Origin of the sequence: Akkermansia massiliensis (assembly GCF_018847375.1) — a bacterium.
GTDB classification, from domain to species: domain Bacteria; phylum Verrucomicrobiota; class Verrucomicrobiia; order Verrucomicrobiales; family Akkermansiaceae; genus Akkermansia; species Akkermansia massiliensis.
This window is the reverse complement of the sequence record NZ_CP072036.1, coordinates 1612545-1626876: the sequence shown is the minus strand read 5'-3', so window position 1 is coordinate 1626876 and position 14332 is coordinate 1612545. Positions and strand designations below refer to the sequence as shown.

The window sequence follows — 14332 nt, the reverse complement described above, 5'->3', positions numbered from 1 at the left end:
TTGCAAAAGTTTTTTACCACTTCCACAATACCACAAAGCCCTTTCGTGACTTACTGTATTGTCTTATTTCTTGGTATGCATGTTTTAAATTGTGTATTGTAGTTGTTTTTCAACTACCCACTTTGTTGGAAAGCAATTGCTTCTCAGCAATTGTTTTCTTTGCCACGCAGATGTCAATTTTCGCTTTCCCTCAATAATCGATTTTTTTGGTGGGCCTGACAGGACTTGAACCTGTGACCCCGCGCTTATCAAGCGCGTGCTCTAACCAACTGAGCTACAGGCCCGGTTTTGGGTCTCGCAGAGGCAGTTAACAGTGAACAGGCAATAGTTAATAGCCATTTATCGTTCTCCGTTGCCGCCTTCTTACCGAAACTGGTGGAGGCACGGGGACTCGAACCCCGGACATCCAGCTTGCAAAGCTGGCGCTCTACCAACTGAGCTATACCCCCAGTTGCGGTTCTTTTTGAAAAAAGGTCGTCACGCACGTCGTGCCTAGTTTCGCTCCAAGCGAACTGGCTGTTTACACATCTTTGGTTCGTTGCGGGCCCTCGCGGGTTTCGCTCTCTCTTCCCTCGGGAAGAGATCCGACCTGTGCATTTTTCATGCACTTTCTCCATAGAAAGGAGGTGATCCAGCCGCAGGTTCCCCTACGGCTACCTTGTTACGACTTCATCCCAGTTACCAGTCTCACCTTAGGACCCTGCCTCCTTGCGGTTGGCTTCAGATACTTCGGGTGCGACCGGCTTCCATGATGTGACGGGCGGTGTGTACAAGACCCGGGAACGTATTCACGGCGCCGTAGCTGATGCGCCATTACTAGCGATTCCGGCTTCGTGTAGGCGGGTTGCAGCCTACAGTCCGAACTGGGCCCAGTTTTTAGGATTTCCTCCGCCTCGCGGCTTCGGCCCCCTCTGTACTGGGCATTGTAGTACGTGTGCAGCCCTGGGCATAAGGGCCATACTGACCTGACGTCGTCCCCACCTTCCTCCCAGTTGATCTGGGCAGTCTCGCCAGAGTCCCCACCTTTACGTGCTGGTAACTGGCAACAGGGGTTGCGCTCGTTGCTGGACTTAACCAAACATCTCACGACACGAGCTGACGACGGCCATGCAGCACCTGTGTAACGCCTCCGAAGAGTCGCATGCTTTCACATGTTGTTCATTACATGTCAAGCCCAGGTAAGGTTCTTCGCGTTGCATCGAATTAAGCCACATACTCCACCGCTTGTGCGGGTCCCCGTCAATTTCTTTGAGTTTTAATCTTGCGACCGTACTCCCCAGGCGGCACGCTTAACGCGTTAGCTCCGGCACGCAGGGGGTCGATTCCCCGCACACCAAGCGTGCACCGTTTACTGCCAGGACTACAGGGGTATCTAATCCCTTTCGCTCCCCTGGCCTTCGTGCCTCAGCGTCAGTTAATGTCCAGGAACCCGCCTTCGCCACGAGTGTTCCTCTCGATATCTACGCATTTCACTGCTACACCGAGAATTCCGGTTCCCCCTCCATTACTCTAGTCTCGCAGTATCATGTGCAGTCCGGGGGTTGAGCCCCCGCCTTTCACACACGACTTACGAAACCGCCTACGCACGCTTTACGCCCAGTGATTCCGAACAACGCTTGAGACCTCTGTATTACCGCGGCTGCTGGCACAGAGTTAGCCGTCTCTTCCTCTTGTGGTACTATCTTTTTAATTTGCTCCCACATGACAGGGGTTTACAATCCGAAGACCTTCATTCCCCCACGCGGCGTCGCACCATCAGGGTTTCCCCCATTGTGAATGATTCTCGACTGCTGCCACCCGTAGGTGTCTGGACCGTGTCTCAGTTCCAGTGTGGCCGGACATCCTCTCAGACCGGCTACCCGTCATCGCCTTGGTGAGCCGTTACCTCACCAACTAACTAATAGGACGCGAGCCCATCCCCAAGCGCATTGCTGCTTTAATCTTGCGATTTTATGCGGTATTAATCCCAGTTTCCCGGGGCTATCCCACTCTTGGGGGCAGGTTACTCACGTGTTACTCACCCGTGCGCCACTAGAGAATTATTAGCAAGCTAGCAATTCTCTCGTTCGACTTGCATGTCTTATCCACGCCGCCAGCGTTCGTTCTGAGCCAGAATCAAACTCTCCATCAAATATAATTTTTGAAATTGCTGGACCAAATGGAATCTTTCGATTTCATCTGCGCCATGCTTCAGTCAGCTCTTCCCTCAAGTTGTGTCTCTTGAGGTCCTCTTCGCTCTGCCAAGCACGGCGCGCGTCACGACCTTTTTTCTTTCCCCTTGCTTCTACCAATCCGCCCCTCTCGGAGCTAGGTCGCTCCTTCGGGTTTTTTCTCCCTCACACGTCTCTCGACGCATTCAGGAAAACCCTCGGCGGGTTCGGTAGTCATTCCCTTGAAATCTTCTTATCGGCCCCTTTAATGAGGCTCTTCCGGGTGGCCGGCCCCGGCTTCATTCAGGCCCTCTTCCGAGTCCCTCCTGCCGCCGGGCTTTTCATCCCGTCGCCGTGTTGGCGTGCCGAGAAGTCTACCATTTTCACCTCCCTTGTCAATTTTTTTCGAGTCGTTTTTTGTGAGAGTCTTTCACCCATTTTGTCACGTCCATTCATAACTTCCAATTTATAAAATAGTTAGGCTTTTGTCATACTCCCCCTCCCTCGTGCCATTTTTTTGAACATTTTCTTTTCGGATGGCGCAGCAGTCTTCCCAAAGGTCCAGGAGCCCTTCCCTTTGCCGGCGAGAACGAGAGGGGGCTTTCTTCCTTTTTACGATATCGGCGCCCTGGAGAAAAGAAGGGGGGAAGAAGGGCTGGCCAAGCGAGGAGTTTCAACAGCCCAAGGGGGAAGAGGTTTTCTTTTTTCCTTTTACAAGGGCCGACGGCTCGCCTTCTCTGCCGATACCTTTATTTCTACCCCTTACTTTCTTTTCCTCCAAGGCCACGCACGGACGGGGATTCTTTTTTCCGCGCCCTCACCGTTCGATATTTCCGCGCCCTGTCTCACTTAACCCTTCCCATGAACAATCCCCGCCTGAATTTTGTCTAATCGCGCATGAAGAATCAGGAAATCCACTTGCCAACGCCCGACCCCGAGCATCCTTATGGAGGAGGAAACGGACGTTACCGTTTTCCGGATATCAACGGCATGAATTTGCTGGGGGATAACGTTTCCCTTCCACCCATCGTGCCTAAAAGCTTCCATATCATGCTGACCGTTTTTCATCCGGAAACCCTGTACAGCATGAAGAAGTGGCTTCCGTTCTGCGAAGACCTCCGCAAGCAGTACAAGCATACGCCCACCCCGGTGGAGTACAATATTCTGCTGGTCCTGCAGCCGCCTCCCATTGAGGGGGACGTTCCCGCCTTTACACAGGCCCTGGGGGATATTCCGGATTTCTACATGAAGACCAATTCCCTTATTTCCTATTACGACCAGGCTTTCGTGCGCCGCAGGCTTTCCCTCCACAAGAAGGCGGAGACCGCGATTGTACTGCTGGACGGCAACGGCAATATCATCTGGAAGGATGACGGCGGCTTTACGCCTGCACGCGCGGAACATTTAAAGGTTATTCTGGAAACCCTTTCCCCGCTGGCGCCTAAGACAAGGACGCATTAGAGGCGGATTGCATCTTCTTTGCCTCATTCGCACTTTCCGTTTGAGCTTCCTTCCGGAATGCCTCATACTGGCCCCATGCCTACCATTTCTCTTGCTCTCGGGGAACGTTCCTACGATATCCACGTGGAAAACGGCGCGCTGGACCGCGTGGGTGAGTTTGCCTACCGCGCCGGACTGGACGGCAAGATTGCGATTATTACGGATACCTGCGTAGCCCCGCTTTATGCGGAACGCGTGATGAAGTCCCTGGAGAGCGCTGGGTTCATGCCCAGCCTGCATGTGGTGGATGCCGGAGAAGCGTCCAAGAATATGCTGCAGGCCCAGGAACTGTGTTCCGAGCTGGTACGGGCGGGCATTGACCGCACCGGGTGCATTGCCGCCCTGGGCGGCGGCGTGGTGGGAGACCTGGCCGGCTTCGTAGCTTCCATTTATTACCGCGGCATTCCTTTCATGCAGATTCCTACGACGGTAGTCGCCCAGGTGGACAGTTCCGTAGGGGGCAAGACTGCCGTCAATATTCCGGAAGGGAAAAACCTGGCAGGCGCGTTCCATCAGCCGGCCGTTGTCGTGATCGACCCCACCACGCTGGTGACCCTGGACCGCCGCACGCTGGCGGAAGGCCTGGCGGAAGCCGCCAAGCACGCGGCCATCCGGGATGCTTCCATGCTCCATGAATTGAAAGGCCTGGGACCGGAGCTTTCCATCGGCTTTTCCCTGAATACCATCGCCAAACTCCCCGATCTGATTGCCCGGAACGTGGCGATCAAGGCCCGCATCGTGGAGAATGATGAATTGGAAACACTGGATATCCGCGCCCTGCTCAATTTCGGCCATACCATCGGCCACGGCATTGAAGCCGCTGTTCCCTACGGCACCATCCTGCACGGGGAAGCCGTGGCGCTCGGCATGCGCGCCGCCCTGTTCCTGAGCGAACGGAAAGCCGGGTTGAGCTCTTCCGACGCCAAGAAGATTCTTTGCACCCTCCAGGCTCTGGAACTTCCCCTGGTTCTCCCGGATGACATTGATACGGAAACGGTTCTCAAGAAGACAGCGTCCGACAAGAAGTTCCGGGCCGGAACCATCCGCTTCGTTCTGCTTTCCAAGGCGGGGGAAGCAGGCATTTCCAAGAAGATTACGCGGGAAGATATGGCGGAAGCCATTGAAGAATTGCGCCGCCCCCTGCCCTGAGCTTCCTTTTTACGGCGTTGCCCCATCAGCCGGGCAAAAAAATTCCGGAGAACGGAAGGGGAGCATCTTTCCGCTCCTTTTCCTCCAGCATGTTTTTCCAGCAGGAGAAAGATTCAGAGTGTTTCCCTGAACCGCAGAAAAACCGTCCCCTCCGGAACAGCCTGGAAGCCGGGACATTTATTTTCCGTATCCGGCGCCCGAAAAGCAACGCCTCTCCCTTCCCGGAAGAACGGGATGGGAAAGGCGCAGAAACAGTCCATCGTTTCCCGGCACGGGGAATTTACTTTTTCGGCTCGTCCGGGGTAGGTTCAAAGCCATCCACGTCCAGAGGCACGCTGCCCGTGTATTCCCCGGCGTCAAACTGGATGCCCTTCAAGGCGTCTTCCAGGGACAGGGAGCCATAGCATTCCCGGCTGGCCAGACGGAGCAGTTCATTCATGATGTTCACGCTTTCTTGATGGGGAATGTCCTTGGGAAGGGCCACGGCCAGCTCCTTCACCTCCGCCGCATGGGCGTTTGCCGTAGCCTGGTCCTGAATAAGAAGGAGAACGGCCAGGATTTTTTCTCCCGGCGTTTTGGGAACGGCCTGTTCGCTGGCGGCAGAGGCATCCGGGGATTGATCCTGTTTTTTGCCGCCGTCACAGGAAACAAGGGCAAATGCCGCCAAAACCGCTGTAAAAGGAATGAGATTTTGCTTCATCATGATGATTGGTTGGAAAGCCGGAGGCCTCATTGGATTTATCATGAACACTGGGGATTCCGGAGTCAAATCAGTTTTTTACTCTCACGAAATGTTTTTTCAGACAAAATATTCCGCAGCGTGCGCTTTGCTTTCTGAACAGGGGGAGTAGCCCTGTTCAACCTAATAGCCAGAATATAGTGCATTCATTGGTTCCCTCAGTAGACGCAATTTCCGGAAACGGAGGTTGCGTCTACTTTTTGCGTCACCATTTCAATACAGCGTTTGATTCCATGGGCTGACGCCGTATAATTCCGCTGAGATGGGTTACCCTATTTGGAACAGACGCCGTTTTTTGAGAACCGCCGCTGGAACGGCCGGGTTCCTGGCAGCCATGCCCTATCTGAACGCCGCGGAAGCCCTGACGGACGCAAGACCGCTCAAGGTGGGCCTGGTAGGCTGCGGAGGCCGCGGCCTGGGCGCCATGAAGAACGCGCTGGACGCCGACCCCGGAACGGTAGTCTGGGCGCTGGCGGACGTGTTTCGGGAACGGATTGATTTCGGCTCCAATTTGCTGACGGAACAGTACGGCAGCCGCGTCCAGCTGGACAAGAGCCGCCTGTTCGACGGCCTGGACGGTTACAAGAAGCTGCTTCAAACGGATATTGACGTGGTGCTGCTCTGCACGCCTCCCGCCTTCCGTCCGGAGCATCTGGCGGCGGCCATTGACGCCGGCAAGCACATTTATGCGGAGAAGCCCGTGGCGGTGGACGTTCCCGGCGTGCTTTCCGTGCTGGAGTCCGCGCGTCTGGCAAAGCTTAAAAATCTGGTGATTCTGGACGGGTTCTGCTGGCGCTATGACAAGGCGAATGAGGAAGCCCACCGCAAGCTTTCCTCCGGAGAACTGGGACGCGTGCTTTCCTTTGACGGGCTGTATTACACCACGCCCCCCAAATCCCCGCTGGCTCTGGATTCCCGCCCTTCCTCGGATACGGACGTGGCGTGGGCCCTCCGCAACTGGACCGCCTGGAACTGGCTGAGCGGCGGCCAGTTCGTGGAACAGATCGTCCACACGATCGACGGCATGGTATGGTCCATGAACGAGCAGCTTCCGCTGGCGGCCTTCGGCTCCGGAGGACGCGCCCAGCGCCGGGACGACGGCGACGTGTGGGACCATTACGACGTTTATTTCGAGTACGACCACAACGTGGCCGCCCACATTTCATGCAGGCAGTGGGTAGGCTGCCACGGGGAGATCGTGGACCGGACGGTTTGTGAAAAAGGGATGCTGGTCACCCCGTACCGCCCCCATATCCAGGCGGATAAGCGCTGGCGTTTCCGCGGGGAACGGGGCAATATGTACGCGGACACGCACGTGGCCTTTTACCGTTTCCTCCGCTCCGGAACCTGGAAACAAACGCTGGAAAGCGCGGCCAATAAAACGCTGGTCGCCATCATGGGGCGTGAAGCGGCCCATACCGGGCAGCGCATCACCTGGGAACAGATTAAGAAGAGCGCCACGCGGCTGGTGCCTGAAGACCTGACGATGGATACGCCTCTGCCTCCCGCCCGCATTCCGCGGCCGGGCAGAGCGGCCTGACGGCGGGTCCCGCCTTTTCTCTCTACCGGACCATGGCCAACATCTTTCCACCCAATACCAACAGGCGCTTTTACGGAGGCGTCGCGCTGATTGCGCTCGCCGCCGCGCTGGCGCTGGGTGGGGTGTATTACGTCAATTTCCAGATTCCGGAGTATGAACCCGTGCAGCCGGTGCGTTTTTCCCACAAGCTCCACGCCGGAGACCTGAAGATGAGCTGCACGGCCTGCCACAGCGCCGCCCAGCGCTCTCCCAGGGCCGGCATTCCGGATACGAAGTCCTGCCTGGGCTGCCACCAGCATATTCTCCCGGACAGCCCGCTCATCGCTCCGCTGCGAGCGGCGGCGGACCCCCAATTTCCCGGCTATACGGGGGAACCGGTCCGCTGGGTCATGGTCAACCGCCTGTCCGGCCATGCCTATTTCAACCACATGGCCCACCTGAACCGCGGCATCGGCTGCACTTCCTGCCATGGGGACGTGGCAGGCATGGAACGCATCAGGGCTCCGCGCGATGCCCGCATGCAGTGGTGCCTGGACTGCCACCGCGACCCCGCCCCGCACCTGCGCCCGCTGGAGGAGACGGCCAGCTCCCATTATTCCGCCGCGGATTACCTTCGCACGCATTCCATCCGGGACGGGGAGGGAAACCGCATCCAAACTCCGCTTCAATTGGGAGATTTCCTGAAACACCAGTGGAAGATTCAGCCAAGAATGGACTGCACCGCCTGCCACCATTGACCACCGGGCGCAGGCCGGCTCCCGGCAAACATGCCTTTCCAGTCATCATACCTTCCATTTTCGCGATAGATGAATGCCGGACCGTTACTGTATGATGAAGTTATGGAATTGGACCTCGGCATTGTTTACTCCTGCCCTCCGGAAGAAGCGGTCCCGCATATTCTGGCTTATTTTCAGCAGGAATTTTCCAACCCCTTCCCCGCCCCCAAACCTGTTTCGCATGAAGAAGAACTTCTCCTGGAACAAATAGATTCCGCCTTTGACGGCGTCATTCTGGAAGACGGCATCGGCCTGATGACGACGGAACTCATCGACATGTACGCCCCCAGGGAAACCTGTGACGCCATCGGCCCCTGTGAAGAGCGGACCGACTGGCGCCGCATCACCCCTTCCATGATCCGGGCATGCCGGGACGCCCTGGTTTTTACCGATCCAAAGGGATACCGTTTTCTCCTGCCGGCATGGCTGACGCTGGACCTCCGCGGCCAGCTTGAAACCTGCGACGCCATGGACTACCTTCCCCTCGTTCCGGAAAATTGCGGGGATTATGAATCCAGGGCCATCCTGCTGAACGATCCCCAGCTTGAGGCCGTAATGAATTACATTGAATACCGTCAAAAAAAGGACGGATGCCCTTTTTCCACGGACTTCCGCTGCCCTGAAGATGGGTGCAGCCGGTAATCACCGCTTGATTTCACCTTCCGGATTGCCTAAAACAAGCCGTTCCCATTTCCCGTTAATCCACATCATCCTCCGGTTTGACTCCCCTTCCCCCATTTCACCAGAATGAAGCTCCCCAGGGCCACCCCGCTTTTCTTCCGGAAGAAGAGCGGGAAATGACGCGGCGCTCCTTCATGAAATGGATGGGCGCGGGCGCAGTCCTGGTGGGGGTGGGGCTTCCGGCCTGCCGCCGTGTGGAAAAATACCTGGTTCCCTATAATGAAGGACCGGAATGGTCCGTGCCCGGCGTGGAAACGGCTTACGCCACCTGCCTGACCATGGGCGGGAGCGCGCTGCCCGTGCTGGCCGCCTGTTATGAAGGGCGTCCCGTCAAGCTGCTTCCCTCCCTGCAATATCCGGAAGGCCCGGGCTTGCCGGCCACGGCCCAGGCTTCCATTCTGGACCTTTACGACCCAGGCCGCAGCAAGCATATCCTCTTTAACGGCAAGCCGGCTTCCGGGGACGAATTCCGCGGAGCCTTTTCCTCCTGGTCCCGCAACCTGCGGGACGGCGGCCATATCGGCATCCTTCTTCCCGCCACGGATTCTCCCCTGATGCACTCCATGCTGGAGGAAATCGGCAGGAAAAACCCCGGCGTGCGGATTTACCGCTATTCTCCCGTTCCCACGCCGGGCTCCGGCATGCAGGCAGGCTTGCCGCAGGAGGTCCGCTTCCGCGTGCGTTTCGCACGCGCCAAACGCATCCTTGCCCTGGATTGCGATTTCCTTCATGAGGATCCCTACGGCAATACGCGTGATTTCATTGCCGCCCGTTCCCCGGAGGGCCTCCATTACAAGGAAGAAAACCGGAACCGCACGCGCCTTTACGCCGTGGAGGGCCGCGTTTCCCTGACCGGAGCCCATGCCGACCACAGGCTGCCCGTTTCCCCCGCGCGCCTGGCGGTCTTTCTGGAGGAATTGTTCCGCTATCTCTCCGGTAAAAAAACCTCCCTTCAGACGCTAGAGCCTCCCCGGCAGACGGACCGCTCCCTGACGGAAAGGGAATTCACCTGGCTCCGCCACTGCGCGGACGATTTATTCAGCCATCCCGGAGAAAGCGTGGTCCTGCTGGGGGACAATCATCCGGAACTGTCCGCAAGCGTCTGGAAGCTCAACCTCCTTCTCGGCTCTATCGGAACGTGCGTCCAGTTGTTGAAGGCTCCGTCCACGCCGCCCCACGGAACGCTGGAGGATTTCATCCGGGATATCCGGAAGAAAGAGGTGGATATCGCCTTCCTGCTGGATTCGGGAAATCCCGTGCTGGATTCCGGGCACGGCTCCGCACTGGCGGAAGCCCTGAACGGAACGGAGAGCATTCATCTGGGGATGTATGAGGATGAAACCTCACGCGCCTGCCGATGGCATTTGCCGGCGGCCCATTTTCTGGAATCATGGGGAGTGGAATGGGACTGCCGCGGCAGATTCTGCTACCGCCAGCCCGTCATTCTTCCCCTGTACGGGGGCATTTCTGCGGAAGAAGTGCTTTCCGGGCTGCTTTCCACCAAGGGCCACCTCATCACGGCGGACAATTCGCCCACGCACCTTTCCCCCGTTTACCACCGGGCGCGCAAATGTTTTGAACGCGCCGTGAATCCGGAAAACAAGACTGCGGCCTGGACACAGGCGCTCCAGCGCGGCTATTCGGAAGAAACGGCTTATCCCCCCCTGTCCCCGCAGGAAGAAACGGCCCTCGGAACCGCCATGGCGCAAGCGCCCGTTGCTCCCTCCGGCAACAGCGGAAGCGGATTGGAAAACGGCCTGCTGGAACTGCAATTCTGTCCGGATTATTCCATCGGGGACGGCCGCTGGAAGCGCAACGCCTGGATGCAGGAATGCCCGGACCCCGTAACGGGCGTCAGCTGGGCGGCGTCCGCACAGGTTTCCCCCGCCACCTTCCGGCGGCTGGGAGGCGCGGATTCCGGGCCGATGCTCTGCACTCTGACCGTCCCCGGCGGACGGATGGAAGCCATCCTGTGCCCCATTCCCGGAGTGGCGGAGAACCTGATGGTTCTTCCCCTGGGGTATGGCGGCATGAACCACGTAGCGGAGAGGCAGGAGAATTCCGACGGTTATGCATTCCGCAGTCAGATGAAAAAAACGGCAGGCTGTGGAATTTCCCCGGAACAGGCCGCCCTGCGCGCCCTTCCGGAACGTACGGAAGCTGTTCAAAGCCCCGTCGTGCAGCCCTCCCCCTTCGCCCTTCAGTCCGGCGCCTCTCCGGCTCCGTTCACGCCGTCCGGCGCGGAGGGCGTGTACCAATGGAGAATGGCGATCGACACGTCCCGCTGCATCGGCTGCAATGCCTGCGTGATCGCCTGCCGGGCGGAAAATAACATTCCCGTGGTGGGCCGTGACCAGATGGCGAAGGGACGCGCGCTGGACTGGATTCGCATTGACCGGTATTTCACGGAGGCAGGGGCGCTCACCGCCATTCCCGTGGCCTGCCAGCAGTGCGGCAAGGCCCCGTGCGAGTCCGTGTGCCCCGTGAACGCCACCGTCCACACCACGGAGGGCCTGAACGCTATGGTATATGCCCGGTGCTGGGGTACCCGGTACTGCGCCACCAACTGCCCGTACAAGGCGCGCCGCTTCAATTTTTTTGATTATGCCAAGGCCTCCGGGGAAGCCACGCGCCTCCAGCGCAATCCGAACGTGACCGTTCGTTCCCGCGGCGTCATGGAAAAATGCACCTACTGCGTCCAGATGGTGGAACGCGCCAAAATCAGGCACAAATCCCGCCTGATGAAGGAACACCCGGGCCAGCCCTCCACTTCCATCCACGTGACGGAGAAAGACCTGCTCCTGCCGGACGGCGCGGCGCAAACAGCCTGCCAGCTCGCCTGCCCGATGGGCGCCATCACCTTCGGCAATGTGCTGGACCCCGCCGCCGCCGTCTCCCGCGCCAAATCCCTGCCGCGCCACAGGAGCCTTCTTTCCTCCCTGGGCACGGACCCCGGAACGGGATACCTGGCCCCGGCCGGGAATCCCAACCCCGCCATGGAAGCATGAAATCCCGCCGGAAGACTTGTTAAAGACGCCTTTCCCACCAAAGAATAAGGCCGCTCCTTTCAGGGAGCGGCCCTACCAGTCAAAGGTCTTTACAAGCTGATCATTTAGTCTTCCACAATTTGTTCCACGGTCGTAATCGTTTCCACCACTTCAATGTTGGCGGCGTCAGCGAAATTGTTCACCGCCTTGAGCAGGGCGGGCGTCATGAGCTTGTCCTTCTGAATGCGTTCGCAATTTTCCAGCATGTCCACGATGGTATCCTGGGCATCTCCGTTCAGTTTGGTGATCCGGATGGCCTGTTCGGAAGTGAGCTTCATTTTTTCCATGGCCTTGTCCAATTGCTTGGCCTGCTGGGTCAGGGCATTGAGCTGCTTGATGGCGATTTCAACCGCCGCATTGTCCTTCACGTCGTCCAGAACCTTGTTGGCGGACGAAATCAGGTCGACATTCTGCTTAACCATCTGCACGGGATCGGCAGCGTTCTGAGCAAGAGCGGAGGCGGAGCATACGATGGCCACCACGGGGAGTATTTGGTACGTTTGAATCATTGTTTTATCGGTGTTCGGGTTGAAGAAGAAATATCTTCTTTGCCTCTTTAGATTCATTCCAAGAGAGAAACCGTTGCACCCCATATCTGTCATACAGTCCTTACCGTCTGACTGTCAGCAAACGGCAGGAAGACAATCTTACCCCGTCACACGTTTTTCCTCCCCGTTTTCCAGCAGAAAACGGAGGGGGCGGTACTTGGCGGATTCCAGATTGGGATCCTCCGCCAGAATGGCCTCCGCCAGCTCCCGCCCGCGGTGAATCAGGCGCGCGTCCAGCAGCCATTCCTCAAAGCGCACGCCCTTCAGGCCGCTCTGGGAAGTGCCCAGCACGTCCCCGGGACCGCGGAGCTTCAAATCCTGTTCCGCCAAGTCAAAACCGTTGGCCGTGGTCTCCACAATATGCAGCTTCTCCCATTGTTCCTCCTCCGGCCGGGCCTCCGTCATCAGGATGCAGTAGGACTTGTGCGCCCCGCGGCCTATGCGCCCGCGGAGCTGGTGGAGCTGGGAGAGCCCGAAACTCTCCGCATTATTGATAATCATGACCGTAGCATTCGGCACATCCACCCCCACCTCCACCACCGTGGTAGCTACCAGCACGCTGATGCGGTTGGCGCGGAAGTCCTTCATGACCGCCTCCTTTTCCTCGGAGGACATCCTGCCGTGCAGCAGTCCCACATCCACATGCGGCAGCAGCGCCTTCCACTCGTCCAGCTCCTTTGTCACGGCTTTCCCTTTCCGGGAATCCTCCCCGTCAATGAGGGGGGAAACCACATAAACCTGCCTGCCTTCCTCCAACTGGCTCCGGACGAACTTCAATACCTTTTCCTGGTCCTTCTCCGCGCGGATGGCCGTAACCACCGCGCCGCGGCCTCCGGGAACGCCGTCCAGGATGGAAACGTCCAGCTCCCCGTAAAAAGTCAGCGTCAGCGTGCGGGGAATGGGGGTGGCGGTCATCACCAGCACGTCGGGGCGCTCTTCGCGGTCAATCAGCTTTTCCCGCTGGTTCACGCCGAATTTGTGCTGCTCGTCTATCACGACCAGCCCCACACGTTCCGGCACGTTCTTCCCGTACAGCAGGGCATGCGTTCCGACCACAATTCCCCCCTGCTTCCCGAAGGATACGTGGGATTCCTCCTTCCTGTCCGCCGTCACCAGGGACACGGGAACGTCCAGCTTGTCCAGCATCTGCCGGAACTTCAAATAATGCTGTTCCGCCAGAATCTGGGTGGGGGCCATCATCACGGCGGAATACCCGTGTTCCACGGCCAGCAGCATCGCGCACAGGGCCACCAGCGTCTTGCCGGACCCTACATCCCCCTGAAGCAGGCGGTTCATGGAACGGGGCGCCTTCATATCCCGGTAAATCTCCCTCACGCAGCGCTTCTGGGCCTCCGTCAGCTCAAACGGCAGAGAATCCGCCAAATCCTTCACCAGATGGCTGGAGCCTGCCGTCTGCATGCCGGGCACTTCATCCGCCCGCCTTCTCCTGTAAGCCACGTTCAACTGCTGCGCCAGGCACTCCTCCAGCGCAAACCGCCGCCTGGTCCGGTCGCGCACTTCCGCGGTCTCCGGAAAATGGAGGTCCCTCAACGCCGTTTTGCACGGGATGTCCGGCACAAACTCGTAAATCTCCGGTTCCGGAGCCGGGGAAAGCCGGGCCAGAGCCTCCCACACGATTTCCCGCAGCCTGCGCACGGCAATCCCCATGCGGCCGCTGTAAACGGGAACAATGCGGTTCAAATGGATGGACTGGTCATCCCCCTCCCGGATGATCTCAAAATCCGGATGGACGATGCTGAGCTTCTTCCCATACGGCTTCACGCGCCCGTACACGATCATCTCCTGCCCGGCGCACAGCATCCTGGCTACGCCCGGCATGCTGAACCACAGGCAGGAAAAACGGGCCTGCCCCAAAGATTGCTCATCCACCAGCACGGCTTCCACATACCGCCCGCGGCCCTTGCCGCCCTTCCCTCCCCAGCCTTTCCAGCCCACGTCCACCACCCGCCCCCTCAGGCAGACGGGCGCACCGGATGACAGGGAATCATAACGGTCAAACATGCGGCGGTCCTCATACCTGCGCGGCAGCATGAACAGCAAATCCCGCACGGAGGCCATTCCCGCCGCCTGCATGGCCGCCAGCTCCCTGGGGCGGATGAAGGCGCACTCCTCCAGGGGGGACGTTAAAAGCAGCTCTCCGGCCATGGGTCCAGGCGTATTCCTCACAGATCGCATCATGCC

General features: G+C 58.4%; 9 protein-coding genes, 2 tRNA genes and 1 rRNA gene. 6 read left to right on the top strand and 6 right to left on the bottom strand.

What is annotated here, in order from left to right; translation table 11 throughout:
* Window positions 1–207: 207 nt before the first annotated feature.
* From J5W70_RS06775 to J5W70_RS06765, 3 genes are all read right to left on the bottom strand, one after another.
* Window positions 208–284: transfer RNA gene (locus J5W70_RS06775), tRNA-Ile, on the bottom strand.
* A gap of 89 nt (window positions 285–373) precedes the next feature.
* Window positions 374–449, bottom strand: a tRNA-Ala gene (locus J5W70_RS06770).
* Between the two features lie 170 nt (window positions 450–619).
* Window positions 620–2131: ribosomal RNA gene (locus J5W70_RS06765) — 16S ribosomal RNA — on the bottom strand.
* Window positions 2132–3140: 1009 nt separating this feature from the next.
* Between J5W70_RS06765 and J5W70_RS06760 the strand changes: the two genes are divergently transcribed.
* Window positions 3141–3611, top strand: a complete 471-nt coding sequence (locus tag J5W70_RS06760; protein ID WP_146020123.1) for a hypothetical protein — start codon at window positions 3141–3143, stop codon at window positions 3609–3611.
* Window positions 3612–3686: 75 nt separating this feature from the next.
* Entirely contained in the window at window positions 3687–4799 is a 1113-nt protein-coding gene (gene aroB, locus J5W70_RS06755; protein ID WP_022398102.1) for a 3-dehydroquinate synthase, read from the top strand.
* 280 nt (window positions 4800–5079) lie between these two features.
* Here aroB and J5W70_RS06750 read toward each other — a convergent pair whose 3' ends face one another.
* Entirely contained in the window at window positions 5080–5502 is a 423-nt protein-coding gene (locus J5W70_RS06750) for a hypothetical protein (protein ID WP_022398103.1), read from the bottom strand.
* A 370-nt stretch (window positions 5503–5872) separates the two neighbouring features.
* Here J5W70_RS06750 and J5W70_RS06745 point away from each other — a divergent pair, with 370 nt between their 5' ends.
* The 4 genes from J5W70_RS06745 to J5W70_RS06730 all read left to right on the top strand — a co-directional run bounded on the left by J5W70_RS06745 (window position 5873) and on the right by J5W70_RS06730 (window position 11543).
* Complete coding sequence (locus J5W70_RS06745) at window positions 5873–7078, top strand: Gfo/Idh/MocA family protein (protein ID WP_022398104.1); 1206 nt, start codon at window positions 5873–5875, stop codon at window positions 7076–7078.
* A 32-nt stretch (window positions 7079–7110) separates the two neighbouring features.
* On the top strand, window positions 7111–7815 hold the full coding sequence (locus J5W70_RS06740; protein ID WP_022398105.1) for a cytochrome c3 family protein: 705 nt from the start codon (window positions 7111–7113) through the stop codon (window positions 7813–7815).
* A gap of 102 nt (window positions 7816–7917) precedes the next feature.
* The gene (locus tag J5W70_RS06735; protein ID WP_102721287.1) at window positions 7918–8496 is read left to right on the top strand and encodes a DUF6714 family protein; all 579 of its coding nucleotides are present in this window, start codon (window positions 7918–7920) and stop codon (window positions 8494–8496) included.
* A 77-nt stretch (window positions 8497–8573) separates the two neighbouring features.
* Window positions 8574–11543 carry a 4Fe-4S dicluster domain-containing protein gene (locus J5W70_RS06730; RefSeq protein WP_215832670.1) on the top strand — a complete coding sequence of 990 codons (2970 nt, stop codon included), beginning with the start codon at window positions 8574–8576 and terminating at the stop codon, window positions 11541–11543.
* Between the two features lie 104 nt (window positions 11544–11647).
* Here J5W70_RS06730 and J5W70_RS06725 read toward each other — a convergent pair whose 3' ends face one another.
* Both J5W70_RS06725 and recG read right to left on the bottom strand, forming a co-directional pair.
* Window positions 11648–12091: a hypothetical protein gene (locus J5W70_RS06725; RefSeq protein WP_102721285.1), complete on the bottom strand. Its 444-nt coding sequence runs from the start codon at window positions 12089–12091 to the stop codon at window positions 11648–11650.
* 138 nt (window positions 12092–12229) lie between these two features.
* The gene (gene recG / locus J5W70_RS06720; RefSeq protein ID WP_102731598.1) at window positions 12230–14329 is read right to left on the bottom strand and encodes an ATP-dependent DNA helicase RecG; all 2100 of its coding nucleotides are present in this window, start codon (window positions 14327–14329) and stop codon (window positions 12230–12232) included.
* Between the last annotated feature and the right edge of the window lie 3 nt (window positions 14330–14332).